18 protein-coding genes are annotated in these 15,821 nt (G+C 68.8%); 6 read left to right on the top strand and 12 right to left on the bottom strand.

The features are described from left to right. Positions 1-129: 129 nt before the first annotated feature. From ET475_RS16540 to ET475_RS16530, 3 genes are read right to left on the bottom strand one after another with little or no spacing between them, the layout of a single operon-like run. The gene (locus ET475_RS16540; protein ID WP_129392812.1) at positions 130-1,599 is read right to left on the bottom strand and encodes an SCO6880 family protein; all 1,470 of its coding nucleotides are present in this window, start codon (positions 1,597-1,599) and stop codon (positions 130-132) included. Between the two features lie 3 nt (positions 1,600-1,602). After that, the gene (locus ET475_RS16535) at positions 1,603-2,976 is read right to left on the bottom strand and encodes a conjugal transfer protein TrbL (RefSeq protein ID WP_129394099.1); all 1,374 of its coding nucleotides are present in this window, start codon (positions 2,974-2,976) and stop codon (positions 1,603-1,605) included. A gap of 33 nt (positions 2,977-3,009) precedes the next feature. After that, positions 3,010-3,306 carry a DUF6112 family protein gene (locus ET475_RS16530; RefSeq protein WP_422879948.1) on the bottom strand — a complete coding sequence of 99 codons (297 nt, stop codon included), beginning with the start codon at positions 3,304-3,306 and terminating at the stop codon, positions 3,010-3,012. A 187-nt stretch (positions 3,307-3,493) separates the two neighbouring features. Here ET475_RS16530 and ET475_RS16525 point away from each other — a divergent pair, with 187 nt between their 5' ends. Next, the gene (locus ET475_RS16525) at positions 3,494-4,360 is read left to right on the top strand and encodes a TIGR02391 family protein (RefSeq protein WP_129392806.1); all 867 of its coding nucleotides are present in this window, start codon (positions 3,494-3,496) and stop codon (positions 4,358-4,360) included. Between the two features lie 14 nt (positions 4,361-4,374). Here the strand turns inward: ET475_RS16525 and ET475_RS16520 are convergent, their stop codons facing one another. From ET475_RS16520 to ET475_RS16480, 9 genes are all read right to left on the bottom strand, one after another. After that, positions 4,375-4,641, bottom strand: a complete 267-nt coding sequence (locus tag ET475_RS16520; RefSeq protein ID WP_034224879.1) for a DUF6112 family protein — start codon at positions 4,639-4,641, stop codon at positions 4,375-4,377. Positions 4,642-4,647: 6 nt separating this feature from the next. After that, positions 4,648-6,261, bottom strand: a complete 1,614-nt coding sequence (locus ET475_RS16515; RefSeq protein ID WP_129392803.1) for a M23 family metallopeptidase — start codon at positions 6,259-6,261, stop codon at positions 4,648-4,650. Between the two features lie 13 nt (positions 6,262-6,274). Further along, on the bottom strand, positions 6,275-6,967 hold the full coding sequence (locus ET475_RS16510; protein WP_129392799.1) for a hypothetical protein: 693 nt from the start codon (positions 6,965-6,967) through the stop codon (positions 6,275-6,277). A gap of 36 nt (positions 6,968-7,003) precedes the next feature. Then, entirely contained in the window at positions 7,004-8,005 is a 1,002-nt protein-coding gene (locus ET475_RS16505) for a ParB N-terminal domain-containing protein (RefSeq protein WP_129392796.1), read from the bottom strand. After that, positions 8,002-8,889 (bottom strand): hypothetical protein, encoded by an 888-nt coding sequence (locus ET475_RS16500; RefSeq protein ID WP_129392793.1) that lies wholly within the window; start codon positions 8,887-8,889, stop codon positions 8,002-8,004. Before ET475_RS16500 ends, ET475_RS16505 begins: the two co-directional genes overlap by 4 nt. 93 nt (positions 8,890-8,982) lie before the next feature. Then, positions 8,983-9,387, bottom strand: a complete 405-nt coding sequence (locus tag ET475_RS16495; protein ID WP_129392790.1) for a hypothetical protein — start codon at positions 9,385-9,387, stop codon at positions 8,983-8,985. Then, positions 9,384-10,010, bottom strand: a complete 627-nt coding sequence (locus tag ET475_RS16490; protein ID WP_129394097.1) for a DUF2637 domain-containing protein — start codon at positions 10,008-10,010, stop codon at positions 9,384-9,386. Before ET475_RS16490 ends, ET475_RS16495 begins: the two co-directional genes overlap by 4 nt. Positions 10,011-10,042: 32 nt before the next feature. Then, the gene (locus ET475_RS16485) at positions 10,043-10,975 is read right to left on the bottom strand and encodes a bifunctional DNA primase/polymerase (protein ID WP_129392787.1); all 933 of its coding nucleotides are present in this window, start codon (positions 10,973-10,975) and stop codon (positions 10,043-10,045) included. Then, the gene (locus ET475_RS16480; protein ID WP_129392784.1) at positions 10,975-12,054 is read right to left on the bottom strand and encodes an ArdC-like ssDNA-binding domain-containing protein; all 1,080 of its coding nucleotides are present in this window, start codon (positions 12,052-12,054) and stop codon (positions 10,975-10,977) included. Before ET475_RS16480 ends, ET475_RS16485 begins: the two co-directional genes overlap by 1 nt. Positions 12,055-12,364: 310 nt before the next feature. Between ET475_RS16480 and ET475_RS16475 the strand changes: the two genes are divergently transcribed. From ET475_RS16475 to ET475_RS16455, 5 genes are all read left to right on the top strand, one after another. Next, positions 12,365-12,796 carry a hypothetical protein gene (locus ET475_RS16475; protein WP_129392781.1) on the top strand — a complete coding sequence of 144 codons (432 nt, stop codon included), beginning with the start codon at positions 12,365-12,367 and terminating at the stop codon, positions 12,794-12,796. 60 nt (positions 12,797-12,856) lie between these two features. Beyond that, positions 12,857-13,321 carry a hypothetical protein gene (locus ET475_RS16470; RefSeq protein ID WP_129392778.1) on the top strand — a complete coding sequence of 155 codons (465 nt, stop codon included), beginning with the start codon at positions 12,857-12,859 and terminating at the stop codon, positions 13,319-13,321. Continuing rightward, positions 13,318-14,328 (top strand): MAB_1171c family putative transporter, encoded by a 1,011-nt coding sequence (locus tag ET475_RS16465; RefSeq protein ID WP_129392776.1) that lies wholly within the window; start codon positions 13,318-13,320, stop codon positions 14,326-14,328. Before ET475_RS16470 ends, ET475_RS16465 begins: the two co-directional genes overlap by 4 nt. Continuing rightward, positions 14,325-15,461, top strand: coding sequence for an alpha/beta hydrolase family protein (locus ET475_RS16460; protein WP_129392773.1), 1,137 nt, complete (start codon positions 14,325-14,327; stop codon positions 15,459-15,461). Before ET475_RS16465 ends, ET475_RS16460 begins: the two co-directional genes overlap by 4 nt. 135 nt (positions 15,462-15,596) lie before the next feature. Then, positions 15,597-15,785 (top strand): helix-turn-helix domain-containing protein, encoded by a 189-nt coding sequence (locus ET475_RS16455; protein ID WP_129392770.1) that lies wholly within the window; start codon positions 15,597-15,599, stop codon positions 15,783-15,785. Positions 15,786-15,821 lie beyond the last annotated feature (36 nt).

The following is a 15,821-nucleotide window of genomic DNA, read 5'->3' as shown; positions in this document are numbered from 1 at the left end:
TTCCCGTGGTCGATCTGCCACGAACCCCAGACGCGCCGGTTCCTGTTTCGATGCTTCGGTTCATCGAGGCGCGAGCCTGATCCACTGCCGGAGCAAGGGTCGGGTCACGCCGCGGCGGTGGCGGTTGACTTAGACCCGGCGGCAGAGCGGGAGCGCGGCGGCGGTGAACGCGGCGGCTTGCTGTCCGACGAGGAGCCGGGTCTCACAGGATGCCTGGATCGCGGCTTGCTCGATGGCGGCAACGGCTGCGTCGAGTTCTTCGACGGTGGGTGCGGAGACGGCGATGAGGCCGGTGTAGCGAAGGATGCCGTGTCCGGCGGTGAGGTCGGCTTCTTGTTGGAGCACGTCGTGGTACTCGGCGGTCTGGGAGGCATCTTCGATCTGGCCGATCTTCGCGCGCTGGGCCTGGTCGGAGATGTGCTCGACCTTCTTCTTGCGGATGTCGCGAGCGGCAGCATCGGAGCGCATCGGGGTGCAGATCAGCGAGAACGATCGCTGGATGCCAGTGGACAGCAACACCGGCGACAGGAACCCCGGATACACCAGCGACCGCGGCCACTCGCTGACCCAGAGCACCGCATGGTGAGCGGAGTCGGTGCGCAACCTGCCCCAGGTCTCGGTGACGGCAACCGGCCCCGCAGTCGCAAGCGACTGGCCGAGCCTCCCGTGGCGTTCCAGCGTGGCGGCGATGGCGGGGTCGTAGGCCGAGCGCAGCATCACCGCGATCTGCCCCGGTGTCAGCCACCCGGACGGCGAGAGGTCGGCGGAGCGGAGCGCGGCGACGATGGTGTTCATCTCCTGGCGCAGCACGGCGGCGGCACCGCGTATCCCGCCGCCAGCGGTCCTGATCTGACGGGCACTGGTCTTCATGTCCAGTGACAGCGAGAGCGTGGTGGCGTGTCGTTCGCCGGCGGGTCCGGCGCGGTCGATGAGTTCGGCGTAGGTGTCGGCCGCCCACGAGCCGTCCGGGGTGCCGTGGGTGGCCCACCATTCGGCCAGTCCGGTGCCGGAGTCCGGGAGGGTGCGTTCGAGGACTTGCAGCGTCGCGATCCGCCCGGAACGGCAGACGGTGGCCAGGACGCGGCCCCAGGAGCTGACGCGGCGTTCCTGCTCGCCGGGATCGAGGAGCACGAACGCGGGATGGGTGACCTCGCACACGACGGTCAAGGTGGCGGCGTGGGGGTCGTGGATCATGCCGGCGCTGGTGTCGGGGTCGGTGTACTCGCGCAGTCGCGCCATGTCGCCGGGCAGTGCGAGGGTGCCGACGGGGCGCGGGACGACGATCCTGAGCCGGTACAGCAGTTGGCCGCCGGTGGTGCGCCACAGCCACCAGCAGGCGATGGGTAGCCACTCCACGATGGGACGGCCTGCGATGGGTATCCAGGTCAGGGCTGCGGCGAGTACCCAGATGGGCGCGGTGTAGGCGAGGAGCATCCCGCCGCCGGCGTAGAACGCGCCGATGAGCGTGGCTCCGCCGATGGCAAGCGTGATGAGCTGGGTCAGCGACAGGCCGAGAAGGACACCACGGCGGGTGAGGCGGGAGAACTTCACCGGCACGAGTTCGCCCGCGGTCGGGTGGTCGTGGTTCGTGCTGCTCATCGTCTACTCCTTCGGTGAGCGTGGCGCGGGCGCAGGGGGCTGCTTCGGCCGCGGTGACGGGTCGGTGCTCGGCGGTCGTGGTGCCAGGCTCGACGGCGGTGCCGCAGGTGAGGCTGCGGGCGGTGGCAGTGTCTGCGCGGCGGCGTCGGCGGCGTGCTCGCCCTGGGCACCCAGCGCGGTTCCGGCCTTCGGCCCGGCGGTCGCGGCACTCTTGGCGACACTCGCTCCGATCACCACCCCTGCTGCCACGGGACCTGCTGCGGCTGCACTGCTCCCGCCTGCTGCTGCTCCACCACCGGCGGCGCCTCCGCCGCTCGCGGCGGGTGCCGGCGCTGGGGTCTTCGGCGGTGGCGGTGTGCTACTTCCTCCACCGGAGCCTCCGCCCGCGTTCCCGCCGCTGCTGGTTCCGTCGAGTACCTTCTTCGGGTCACCGCCACCTTGCGGCTTGGTCGGGACCGGGATTGGCCGGTTGAGTGCGCTCTTGGCGTCCTGCTCGGAGCCGATTGCGTGGTACATGTCGAACCCGACGAACGCGATGAACTTGTAGGTGAGATAGGGCGCGAATGCGGCCATCGCCATCAGCACGATCCCCGCGATGGGATCGCTGACCGAGGCGAGGTCAGCATCGATCGGTGCAGAGACCTGGGTGATCGCGACGAGGAACATCACGACGAGCACGAGCTTGGAACAGATCAGCGCGACGACGAACATCGCCCACTTCCCGATCCACCCCCGCGAGGCATCCCAGGATGCGCCGCTGAACGCGAGCGGCGCGAACACGACCGCCACCAGCAAGAGAGCTTTCCTGACGAGGAGGGACAGCCACACAATCGCGGCGGCGGTGATCGCAAGCCCGGCCATGAAGATCGTGATGATCGCACCGACGCCGGGAGCGGCGATATTGATGCCGACCAGCCCTGCGGCGAGGAGGGCGATCTTGTCGCCCATCGACTCAGTGGTCTCGCCGGCTGCCTGCACGATCCCGATGCACAACTGATCGATCACTTCCAGCAGCAGCGCCGTGAGCGTGATGACCACGAACGACCCGAGGACCGACTTCGCCAGCCCCAGGGCGGCGCGGGTGAGGGCGGTGGGGTCGCGGCGGATCAGACCGGTAATGAGTTGGAGGCAGAAGAAGATCAGCATCACGAAGACCGCGATGCCGAACAGCAGGTTGTAGACGGCGATGTAGCCGGGCTTGGTGACATCCACCAGGGTCGTGGTGTCGAAGACCGACCAGACCGCCTCGAACAGCCACCCGGCGGCGGCGCCCATCGCCTGGGCGAGCCAGTCGAACGGGGCCGCGACCAGAGACGCGGCTCCTTCGCCGACGGCATCGCAGACCGAGGAGATCACGGGAACATCGCACACGCCCATCACGAACACCAGCACTCTCGACGACAGGGTGGGTCAGACGGACTGGCCGACGTTCCAGAAGAAGTTGATGAGCGTCACGCTCGAGCCGCAGATCACCGCCGCGCCACAGGAGACGAGGACGCCGACCTTCCCGCGCGAGGCGAGGTGCGGGTTCGACGAGTTCGCGCCGAAGCCCCACACGATCGCGGACACGATCAGCGCGAGCACGCTGAGGATCAGGCCGATGGTCATCACCGCGCCGACGATGGTGCGCAGCTGGTTGATCCCCGGCAGGCCGTTGGTGTTGGGGTCGATGTTGATGTCCATCGGCACCAGCAGCGGCGCGGACATGACGTTGGCGAGCAGATCGAACACGGAAGGTCTCCTTGGCGACAGGCGGCCCGCCCACGGAATCGCAGACGGGGTACACGCGACAGGTGCGCGCTCGTCGCCGTCCCCGTCGGTGGCCGCCCGTAGCTTTGGAGTATCTGTGCGTCGCTCGCCCGCACGGGACCGCCGGACGAGAGGTGCAAGGAACATGAGTCAGTACGGGGTGGATTACCTCCAGCGATTGCGTGCCGCTGTTGAGAAGTTCGAGGAAGCGTTCGACGCCTGGATGAGCACTCAGGTTGAGTCGGATCACATGTCGGCGCGCGGCCTCTTTCCTACTGTGTGGACAAAGGAAGGCCAGGATCAGAGCGAGGTTCAACGGCTCGAACTCGGTGTCGCGGAGGCTGCTGGCCTGGCGGCGAGCGCTGTGTCAGTGACCGGCGCCTACATTGGGATCGCTGGTCTCGGGGCGATCGACCCGATCTCCAACTGGTCATTCATGTCTGCACCCAAGGCCCCCATCGCGCCTCGGGATATTCGGACTACGACCGCCAACGTCAAGGGCAGGCTCGACGCGATGATCGTCGACACCAAGTCACGTACGGACTCTGACCTTCCGACCTTCGCTCCCGCACAGTTTCACCCCGTGGTCTGGGCTGGTGCTTCCGCCCATTGGACGACGCATCAGTACCGAGTGGCAGTTCGTGAAGCGGCCGAAGGCCTCACGGTCCACTGGAAGGAACGTCTCGGCCGGAACGATGTCGATGACACGGTCTTCTGGCAGCAGACGTTATCGCCGGGCGCTCCTGAACCGGGCAAGCCGAAGCTCACCTGGCCGGGAGGGTCGGATGACAAGACGGTGAAGAGCATGCGCGGTGGTCTTGAACCGCTCGCTAAGGCCCTCAACGCCCTGGCCACTGGTCTGAACCTCACGGTCCGCAACGTGACGACCCACACACGCACCGAACTGTCCGAGCAGGAAGCGATGGAGCGCCTCGCGGCATACAGCTACCTCGCGCGCCTGCTCGACCAGTGCGAGACAGCGAGCGCCGACGCGGAGGAATCGGACCGATGACCGCGACGCCGCAACTACAAACTTGAACCGACTGTGAGGAGCCAGTTCATCCATGCCACGCCGCCTCCGGCGAGGACGGCCGCGCCGACGGCGACGAGCACACCGATTCGGCCTTTGCTGGCGGTGGCGTAGTTACCGTGGGCGGTCGCGATGGCCCAGACGATTGCGGAGACGATCAGCATGAGGACGGCGACGATGAGGACGAACGTCAGGAGCGCGCCGACGACGGCGCGGAGGTCGCCGATGCCGCCGAGTCCGTCGAAGTCGGGGAAGACACCCATCGCCGGTCACCCTGCCTTGACGGTGACGTGGAGGTGGTCGTAGTGGCCTCCGGTGATGGAGGCGGGGTCGTGCATACCGCCTCCGTTGTAGGGTCGCCAGCCGTCGGCGTCGCGTGCGACGGACCAGATTTGGCCTTGCCAGATCAGGTACTCGACGCCGAGCACGTCGGCGTTGTCCTTCATCCAGTTGGTGACCTTCCAGCCGGCGTCGAGCTGGGCCGGGGTGGGGCGCTGGCCGATGCGGTTGCCGAAGGTGATGTCGCACGCTCTGCCGAGGGGATGCTCGGACTTGGTGCCGGGGCGCGGTGAGTAGCAGCCCCAGCCGGTGTCGGGGAACGCGGCGAGGGTCTGCTGGTAGAGGTGCAGCATGCGGGCGGTGATCTTGCCCGAGCTGGTGGGATCGCCGACGAGCCGGTCGGGGTCTCCATCGACGCCGGTCGGCGTGCCCGCAGTGGTGGTGTTGCAGGCGGTGGGTGATCCGCTGGTCGCTGTCGGCAGGTTCGCGGCCCTGCGCTCGTTGAGCCAGGCGGCGGCGTCGATGGCCTCACCGTTCGTGCCACCGGGCCGGACCTCGAAGTGCAGATGCGCACCGGTGCTCATGCCCGAGGAGCCGACATCGCCGATGTGCTGCCCCGCGCTCACCCGGTCGCCGGGACGGACGTGGATGCCGCTCTGCCACATATGGGCGTATGCCGTGGCGACGGTCTTGCCGTCGATGGTGTGCTCGATGACGATGAGACCGCCGTACCCGCCTGAGAACTCCGCGACGGTGACTGTGCCGTCCGCGGTGGCGAGGATCGGGGTGCCGTCGGGCGCGGCGAAATCGGTGCCGGTGTGCATCTTCCGTTCGCCCGTGATCGGGTGCACCCGCATCCCGAACGGCGAGGTCAGCACCCAGGTGCCCTCGGGTAGCGGGAACACCACCCGCAATGACGAGACCGCCGGCCCACCCATGCCGCGAACCGGAGTGCTGCCGCCGCTGGTGAGGGCGGCGAGGATGCTGTCGGCGACGGGCGCGTAGTTGCGGTATCGGTCGGGGTAGGCAGAGACCTCGACGGCTTGGGCGGCTTCGCCGGGGTCCATCTGTTGCCAGCCGGGGATGTCGAGCAGGCCGCGCGGTGAGGGGTAGTTCGGTCCGGTCGGTCCGCCGAAGAACGCTCGCGCCTGATAGTTCGGGTCCATCAGTTCGGCGACCGAACCCCAGCCCGATTGCGGGCGCATCTGGAACAGGCCGAGGGAGTCGTGGTCGCCGCCGTTGCCGTCGTTGGGGTAGTTCGCCGACTCGGGGTGGGCGCTCGTGTTGGTGAGCATCCGTAGCGTGGACTCGGTGAGCGCGGCCATCAGCGCGATCTTGATTCCAGGCTTGCCCACGTCGGTGATGCCGTTGCCGACGGCGATGATCGTTGCCGCGTGCGTGAGCTGCTGACGGTTCAGAGTGAAGGTCTCGCCGTTCGCGGTGGTCACGGTGAGCGAGTCCGGGATCGGGCCGAGGTTCACGGTCCCGGCAGGGGTGGCGCAGTAGGCGGCAGCGGGGTTCATCAGCACCCCGATCCCGAGGAGTGCTGCGGTGGGGGCGAAGAACAGCAGCGCCAGGGCTGCGATGGCGGCTTTGCGGAACACGACTACACCCCCTTCAGCGCAGCGGGTTGTCGAGCTGGGACAGCCGCAGCAGGTGGCAGGTCGGGTAGGTCGGTGCGCAGACGACGAACACGGTGAACGCGACCGGATGCTCGCTGGTGACCGGCTGGCCGTTCCAGACCCCGGCACGGTGGCGGGTGCCCTCGATCGTGACGGCTGTAGTTCCGGCCGCGAGCTGCTCTGGCTGGGCCTGCGCGACGGCGTCGGCCCAGGCGTCGGGGATGTAGGCGGTGTCGATGGTGAGGTGCTGGCGGGTGGCGTACTGGCGCAGCTCGATCCAGGCGTCGCGGGTCGGCAGGTACGCGGCCACGTCGGAGGCGAGCCCGGCTTGCTCGTCTCCGCTGGGGTCACCGACCGCGAGGATCGCTGAGGTGTAGTCCAGCGGCCACAGCCCCGAGGCCGTGTCCCACGCGAACAGCGTGGACGCGACGCCCTGAGCGAAGGTCTCGGGATTGGCCGAACGCGGAACCGCTGGAACCCGTGGTGGCTGGGGCGTGCTCGGTGCCACGGTCGGCGGTGCCGTCGTGGCCGGGCCGGACTCCGGGTCGGGATCGGTGCTGGTGCTGCTTCGGGGCCCGGTGAGGAGTCCGTACACGCCGACGCCGACCAAGAGCAGCAGGGCGATGCCGGCGGTGATGAGGGCGACGAGTCGGCGGCGGTTCCGAGGATCAGTAGGTGCAGGGCTCATGCCGATCAGGTGCGCACCCGGCACCTCTGCCCGTTGTCACAGTGCGCGGAGTCGTGGCCGCTCCGCCGCGCCGTCGCGGGCGGCTCGGAGCGCGTCGGCGAACCGGACGGTGCCGTCGGCGGTGGCGAGGAAGTTCTCGAACTGCTCGTCGGTCAGTTCACCGGCGAGAGTGTCGGCGTCGTAGTGGGTCCACCAGTTCGTCAGTTCGCCCCAGGTCTGGATGAACGCGCGCAGTGGGTAACGGACGGGTTGCCCGTCTTCGGTGGCCAGGGGCAACGGACGCGGTGGGGTGCGCCTGCCCTTCTTGATCGACTTCGCGCGGGCCACGGCTGCTTCGGCGCGGGCGTGCAGCTCTGCCTCGCGCCGCTCCCGCTCGGTGGTGTCGGCGTCGCGGATCGCTTGATAGATCGGATGCACCGAGTCCCCGGCCTCGATCCGCTCCAGCCCGGCGGCGGCCTCGGCGCGCAACGTCTCGGGCTGGGTGGGGTTGTTGGCGACGTCTTCGAGGTAGCCGATCTTCTCCAGTGTCGTGTGCGACGCGCCGCCGGGAATCATCGCCGCCGCCTGCTCCCGGGCCTTCCCGAGCGGCCCGTTCGACGGTGGTGCAAAGTTTGCACCACCGTCACTTCCGGGCTGATTCTCGCTGCTGAACTGGGTCGCGCTCTTGCGACGGGCGGCGTCTTCGGCCATGACCTGCTTGAGTTCTCGGTAGAGGCCGGCGGCTTCGAGCTGGGTGTAGGGCTTGTGGAGCATGTTGTCGTCCTGCTCGGCAAGGAGCTGCCCGAGCCGGTCGGACAGGCCACTGCGAACCCACACGTTGACGGTGCGCCAGCCCAGCTTCTTGATCGCGGCAAGGCGTCGTGCTCCGCACACGAGCACGCCGTCGATTGTGATCGTGAGCGGTTGCAGCAGGCCGTCGCGGTCGATGGATGCCGCGAGGGCGTCGATGTCGCCGAGGTCGGCGCGGTGCCGGGCGCCGACGAGGATCGAATCGACGGTGCGGTCGAGCTGGATGCTGCCGATCAGCGGCTCGGTCACGACGACTCACCGCCTCCACCGTTCGGAGCGGCCAGAGCCAGCGCGAGGATCAGATCGTCGTCGCGGAGCAGCAGGTCGAGCGTCTCGCCCAACAGCAGCCGGAGCAGGACGCCGCGGCCACTGCTGGTGGCCACGTAGGCCGGGTGCGGGTTCCCGAGCAGCGCCTTCAGCAGCGCGGCCCAGGAGCGGCGCGGCAGGTCGAGCAGTGCCCGCGCGTGCCGATCGCGGCGCAGCGTCTCGTAGGCGGACTGGCGGGTGCCGGCCTTCATCAACGCTCCGCAGACGTGCTCGACCGCGGCCCGGGCCGTGTCTGCGGGCCAGTCGAGAAGGCACAGCATCGCGATGGCGTCCTCGGCCGCCAATCCAGCGGACATGCACGCCTGCGCCGACCCGAGTCCTTCACGCGGCTCCGGTTCGAGGTCGCTGGGACGGAGGTCGGTGGTGTGGAACGCGGGATGGTAGTCGGCCAGCGCGGTGTCGCGTTCGGAGAATCGTTCGGGGTCGTGGAACGCCGAGACGTGGGCGCGGCGGGCCTGGTGCACCGAGCAGAGCAGCCCTTGGGCGCGTTCCTCGTAGACGCAGGTGATCCGCACGGCGTGGGTGATGATCGCCCACGGATCGTTGGCCTCGCGGGTCGAGCGGTACTGCATCGCGTCGAACGCCGCCGTGACCGCTTCCCAGGTGTCGAGCTTGTGCTTCCTCGCGAGAGCGCGGTACTTGTCGGCGGCGAACTCCATCAGGTCGCGGGCCACCGGGTCGTGAACCCAGGCATCCTCGCCGCCCTCGGCGAGACGGTTGAGCAGGGCGCGCAGGCCCTCGCCGGTGGTGAAGTCCTCAGCTCCGTCGGCCGTCGGAGCGGTGCTGGTGCGGGTTGGTGTGGTCATGGTGTCGGCACCTCCTGGCAGGCAGGTGCGCACTCGCTCCCACGAATGCGTCCTTCCTGCCGATGCCGTCGCCACCATGACCTGTCACCACCGTCAACTCATCGAGACCCCGGAGCGGGACACCTGCGAGGCAGGTGCGGTGCTGCGCCCGAACGCCGAGATCGGCGGCAACCGCCGGGCGCGATCTCCGAGACGACGAACGCCGGCACCGATGGGGGTGCGGGTGCGGCGTGCGAGCTCGGCCTGAAAGTCGAGGCCACGACCGGCCGCGTGCGCCGAGTGCCGAGCGATCAAATCGGTCGGGCGCACCCACTCCACGCCGCGCCTGCGAACGAGCGCATGCTGCTTGTCGTCGCGGGCGACCTGCGCGGCCCGCACCGCCTCCGGTGTGCTCGTCACCTCGACGGGCTCGGGGCGCTCCCGGGGCGCCTCGGGCACCAGCCGTGCGGGATCGGGCCTCGCGGGATCGTTGCGCTGGGGGTTCCCAGTGGTGTTCATGGGGTCGTCTCCTCCCGCTCATCGGCGGTGTCAGTGGTGTCAGTGAGGTGCGCGACGGCGAACCAGCGGCCCACGGTCGAGGGATGCACCCCGAGTTCGCGGGCGATCCGCTTGTTCGACCAGCCCGCCTCGCGCAGCTCCCACCCCAGCGCCCGCCGATCCGCCACACCGTCATCTCGACGGGTGACCTCCGTCTCGCCAGACGGCAGCGCAGGCATCGACTTCGCAGGGGCGGCAAGTGCGGTGGCCGGGTCGGTGGTGCGGGTGAGGATCACGGTCAGGTGCGTGATGGCCAGCAGCACGACGGGCGGCACCGCTGCGACCGAGGCCGCGAGCATCCTTGGCACGTCGGCGTCTGCGGAGACGACGGCGTGAATGGCGTTCGCCGTCACCGACACGAGCGCGCCGCCGACCAGCAGCGCCCACGGGTACCAGGCCGAGCGTTGCCCGGCGAGCGCGACGACGGCGACCGTGGCGACGACGATGATGCCGTCCACGATCAGCGGCCACGCCCACGCTTGCCCCGATCCGATCCCGGAGCGAGCGGCCAGATCGGCGAGCGAGGTGAACGACAGCCAGAACGCCCCGGCGGCGATGAACACCGTCCCCGCGACCGCTGTCATGGCGGCCCAGCGCCGCCCGTCCGATTCACGCCTCACAGCCCGGCCCTCCCCAGCGCTGCGGATGGTGGGCTTTCCGCGCGACCGAACCAGCGACCCGCGCTCTGGCTCCGGCCGCCGGGCGTCACTTCGGATGCGGGCTGGGTGGCTCGGTAGGCGGAGCGAACGGTCGTGGTGATCTCGCGATCGCCCAGACCCGCCGACTGTGCCGCAGTCCCCAGAGCATCGAGCGCGTCCGTGGCCGAGACGCCGTTCTCGGCGAGGCGGCAGGCGGCCCAGAACAGGCTGCGGTTCCGCTCGCCCTCACTTCGCCCGGCGACCCACGCCGCCAGCCGCTTCCCATCCACGGCCACTGAGGTGCCCTCGGCGCGTGGTGGGGCGACGGGGCGCGGGTCGAGGAAGTCCCGCAGACGGCCCGCATCGACCGTGCCGACCGAGTGTGCGGCGATGTCGGCGACCTCGTAGAGCCTCACGTTCCCGTCGATGATTCGCCGGGACGGAGGGGCGATGATGTAGCCGCCGTCGCCCCGGAAATCGACGCCCACGTCAGCGGCCTGCCACGATCGCTGCTCCTTGCCCGGTGTCGCCGGGAAGTACACGTGCGTGCCTCCGGTGGGTGTGCGCGCCAGCAGACCCGCGCCGTCGACGAGTCCCGCGTCGGTGGCGCGCTGGTACGCCGCGCGGCCGTCGTGGGGGCCGTGGACATCGACGTCTACGACGACAACGCCCGATGCAGCGCCGGTCGGGATGCCGATGTTCGCGTTCGGTGTGCGCGACCACCATGCGGCAACCTGCTCCGGGTCGCTACTCGCGTCGAGGAACCCGCGGCGGGTCAGCGGACGCTTCCCCTCGACGACGCACGGAAACACGGGCACGCCAGCCCCCGCGAGGCTCCGAGCCGCTACCCCGAGGTTTGGTGAGCGATCCACGCGAATGAGCGCCGCCAGGACATCGAATGCTTCGGTCATCACAGCCCCCGCCCTGCCAGAGCTGGCACCTGCGCAGCACGCGGACGATCGGTCTCCACCGCAGGCGCAGACGTGCGGGAGGTGCGCGGACTGGCGTTGTCGCGTTCGAGGCCGGTCGGGGTGCCGTCGCCGACCTGGAGCGTGTCGAGCTGGTCGAGGATCGCCAGCGCGGTCTTCCGCACCCGCTCGCCGGTGGCCTGCACCACCTGGACGGGATCTTGGCCGTCCACGCGGACGGCCCAGGTCGAGACGTACGGGATCGTGTACCCGGCAGTGTCCATGCCGTGCGCCGCACCGACCATCAGAGCCACGGACTCGGCCTCGACCTCGCGGATGCCGCGATGCTGCCGCGCCTCCTCATCGTCGGGATCGTGCATCAGCACATGCGCCAGCTCGTGCGCGAGCGTCTTGACCTGCGCAGCAGGGTCCATGTTCTCCCGCACCGCCACCGAGCGCGCCTCATAGTCGGTCATGCCGTTCGCGCCGGAGATCATCCCCTCGTGCGGCACCCGCAGCACCTCGAACCCCGCGCCGCGAACCTGCCCCGCCAGCCCCTCCCACAGCCCCGACGGCGCTTCACCTTCCAGCAGCGCCGGAGCGGGCGGGACCGGCAGCGGTTCGCCGTCGGTCTGGGACGCATCCCACACGTAGGCCGGTCGCGCTCCGACCATTCGCGAGCGCACCACCTCGCCGGCCTTCGGCTTCTCCCGCGGACCGAGCCGACGCCACGAACCCGCATCGGCAGGAGTCGCGGTAGCGAACCGGCCCGTCACGGGCGCGAAGATCATGTATCCCGGCTGCCCTTTCATCACCTGCCGTCCCAGCCCCTGCCACTGCCGGTACCCGGCGACGAGGGTGGGGAAGGGTTCGGGCACGCGGCCTGCCTCGAACGCGGCCTCGTGCTGCACCCAGATCAGCATCGTGTTGTTGAATGACCGCGACCTGAACCGTGCTGCGAAGGCCAGCGCCTGCCGCCAGTCGTCACCGGAGACCAGCGACCCGACCGCGCCGGTCAGCTTCTCGTGCAGCTCGTCGAGCTTCGCCTCTCGCGCCGCGCGGGCGTCCTCGTTCGATGCCATGCTCCGGCCTCCTTTTCGGTGGGCCGCGGCGCGGTGGCGCGCGGCGGTACACCTGGCAGGTAGGCGCGAACACCCGCGCCCGGACCGTGAGCTGGACATCGTTCACCTCCTTGAGGCAGCCCGAGCCGAGACCGGGACGCCACGTTGAGCATGCTCAAAGTGTCCCGGAGTCCTGTTCTAACACCGACCGTTGAGCATGCGCAACCCTTGATTTGTGCATGCTCAACGAGTACGGTTGAGCATGCACAACCACCCTCCGGGTGGACTACATCGATGCCTTGCCCGTCGCGAAGGGAAGGGGGTCACCGCCATGACCGAAGACGAGAGCCAGGCTGCGGCCGAAGACCTCGCCAAACGTCTGCGGCTCCTGATGGACGTCGCTGTGGCCGAGTCCGGCACTGAGCCGACCTACTCGCAGATCGCCGACTACCTCCAAGAGCGAGGCACCAACCTGTCGCGGTCGCGCTGGACGTACATGGTCAACGGCCACCGCTACGTCCAAGACCCCGCAGTCTTCGAGGGGCTCGCCGCGTTCTTCGACGTGGACGCGGCGTTCCTGCTCGGCGAGGACGGTGCGGCCACTCCCGAGAAGGTCTCCGCTCAGCTCGATCTGGTTCGGTCCATGCGGGCCGCGAAGGTGAAGTCCTACGCAGCGCGCACCCTCGGCGACATCTCGCCGAAAGCCCTCCACGCCATCACCAAGTTCCTGGACGAGGAAATGACACACATGCCCGAGCACTGACCGGTACCGCGCGACACGGAGCCGCCACCGGTCCTGCTCCCCACAGACAAGGGGCGAACCGTGAATATCGAACAGACCGTATCGGCGGCCGTCGCGGGCCTTCAGCTCGGCAACACCTTCACCTTCGACAACCTCCGCCACACCGTCCAAGACCGCCGGCGCCGCCGGCTCCGCGTCGTCGAACTCGCAGACCTCGACGCCCACGACGGCCTTTGCGCGGCCTTGATCTCCACCGACGCCGAAGACTTCGTGCTCCATGCCCGCAGCGACTCCGCGCTGCACCGTCAGCAGTTCGTGCTCCACGAGCTTGCCCACATGATCCTCGGGCACTGCGACGGCGACGACTGCACCATCGACGAGGCACTACTGCCCAACATCCCGCCCTACACCCGCGCGCGCCTGCTCAGTCGGCAAGACCTCGACAGCGAAACCGAGATCGCCGCCGAGTCCCTCGCGGACCGGCTCGCCGCCGGCATCCGAGGGGCGGTGTTCGCCGAATCGGCCTACTCGGAGGTCTTCGGATGATCCAGACGCTCGTCGCGACGCTCATGTGGGCGCTCGTGGCGAGCCTGCTCATTTTCCGCCGGAAGCGCACCGACAGAAGCATCACCTACGCCGCGATCACCATTGCCATTGCGATGACGTTGAACGTCGATGGCATCTACGCGGTCGTCGATCCGCGCCTCGGCGGCACGAATATCGCGACGCTGATCGCGGACGCCCTGCTGATGACCGGGCTGTTCTTCCTCGGGCGCGGTGTCATGAAGTCCGGCGAGTACCGGCCCCGGCTTGTCCGTGCCGCCGTGAGCGCACCCGTCCTGCTCATCGCGCTGCTCGCAATCACCGCATCGTTCCTGTTCATCGACCGCGGCACCACCACGACACGATTCATGAGCGACCTCGGCGCACAGCCAGCAACAGCGGTCTACTCGATCATCAACTTCAGCTACGGAGCACTCGTCATCGCAACGATGCTCGTCCTCGCCGCACGGCAGTATCGACACAGCACAGGCATCCAGCGCCTCCCCGCCGCGCTGCTCAGCCTCGGATCAACCTTCGGCGTCGCCCTCTGCCTCGCCGTGATCGTCATGGACATCGCCCATGCAGCCGGTCAACTCGACCTCATGCACGCCATCCAGCCCGCCTACGATCCGCTCTCCGTCCTCACCTTCGTGTTCCTCTGCGCCGGGTTCGCGGTCCAGCCCGCCGTCCGCCGGGCGCAGCACCGCGCCCGGCGTCGGCACACGATCTCGTTCACGGCGGAGTTGGAACCACTCTGGCGTCGTGCGACTCACGCACGGCCTGGGCTGAGCCAGGCCGACCCCCTTGCCGCCAACAGCGACGACCCGGAGGGACACCTGCACCGAGTGATCGTGGAAATCCGCGACGCGATGATCGACCCCCGCATCACCTTCGACATCGAGGCCGATGACCGTGACCTGCTCGAACGCGCCGAGAGCCACCTCGTCGGAAACGACACCACCGTCGCAACGACGCTGCCCGTTCCAAACGTCGAGGAGCGTGGAGCGTGATCGGGCGCATCGCTCTCGGTGGTGGGATCGCGGCAGCAGCAGTCGGCGGGCTCGGGTGGGCAATCGCAAGGCGGCTCACCGCACCCGTCGGCCCGCGCACGTTTGACCTCCCCGTCCGAGGAGTCGAGCACGACGACGACGGTGACCTGATCGTGCTCGACCGCACCGACCAGACCACCGCGCACGGCATCTACAACCTCTGGTTCGAGCACGACCGCTGGGCACAGCTCTCCGCAGAGATCACCGATCGCGGACCTACTCGCGTCGCCCGCAGGATCACGGGCACCACATCGGGCTTCACTCCGAAGGTCGGCGACCGCGCCTCGTGGAGCGGCATCTACTACGCCACCCCAGCCGAGGCCGGACTTCATGCCCGCGAAATCGCCATCGCCGCTCCCGCAGGATCGTGCCCGGCCTGGCGCATCGACGGCGACCCTTCGACCTGGGCGATCCACATCCACGGCCTCGGCAGCTCCCGTGCCGGCACGCTTCGAGGCGTCCGCGTCGCGACCGAGCTCGGGTACACCTCACTGGTCGTCAGCTACCGCAACACAGCAGAAGGGCCACACGTTGGCACCGGCCGAGTGACCCTCGGCCGCACCGAGATGAGAGACGTTGACGAAGCCATCGGATGCGCCGTCCGACGCGGAGCCCAACGAATCGTGCTCTTCGGCTGGTCGATGGGTGCCGCGATTGCCCTCCAGCTCGCCGACCGGCCGCGACACGAGGGGTTGATCGCCGCGCTTGTGCTCGACTCACCAGTCCTGAACTGGCGCGAGGTCATCAAGTCCAACTGTGTTCGCAGCGGACTGCCCGCAGCAGCCGGACACCTCGCGATCCCGTGGCTCACCGTCACCCCGCTGGCGCGTGCAGTCGGGTTGCCGGGCAGCATCCCACTTCGCTCCTTCGACTGGACATCCCGAGCCGCAGACCTCGCCACGCCGACCCTGATCCTCCACGGCACCCGAGACGATTCCGCACCGATCCGGCTCTCACAAGGACTCCGAGACGCCCACCCGGACCTCGTCGAGCTGGAGACCTTCGACGCCGGCCACACCCTCTGCTGGAACACCGACCCCGACCGGTGGCACGAAACGGTGACTACCTGGCTAAACGCGCGTGTCCCACGCTGATCGGCAGAACGGAGCGACCACCCTCGGCACCCATCGCGTTCGGCCACGCCCGGAGAAACCCAACTCAAGCCGTACCTCCGCCGGTATCATCGTGAGTGTTGGCCTGCCTAGGCCATGGAGCGAGGGAGGACCAACGTGGCTGAGCCGTGGCTGTCCGCAGACGACATCGCCGCCCACCTCGGGGTCACCAAAGACACCGTCTACACCTGGATCGCCGAGAAGGCCATGCCCGCCCACAAGGTCGGACGCCTCTGGAAGTTCCAAGCCAGCGAGATCGACGACTGGGTGCGACGAGGCGGCGCCGCAGGAGACGACACCCCATGAAGGCTCGAATGTCAGAGGTTTCTGCTGAGATCGAAC

This window comes from Microbacterium protaetiae (assembly GCF_004135285.1).
Taxonomy (GTDB): Bacteria; Actinomycetota; Actinomycetes; order Actinomycetales; family Microbacteriaceae; genus Microbacterium; species Microbacterium protaetiae.
The sequence above is the reverse complement of the archived record's forward strand: the minus strand, read 5'-3'. Positions and strand labels throughout refer to the sequence as shown.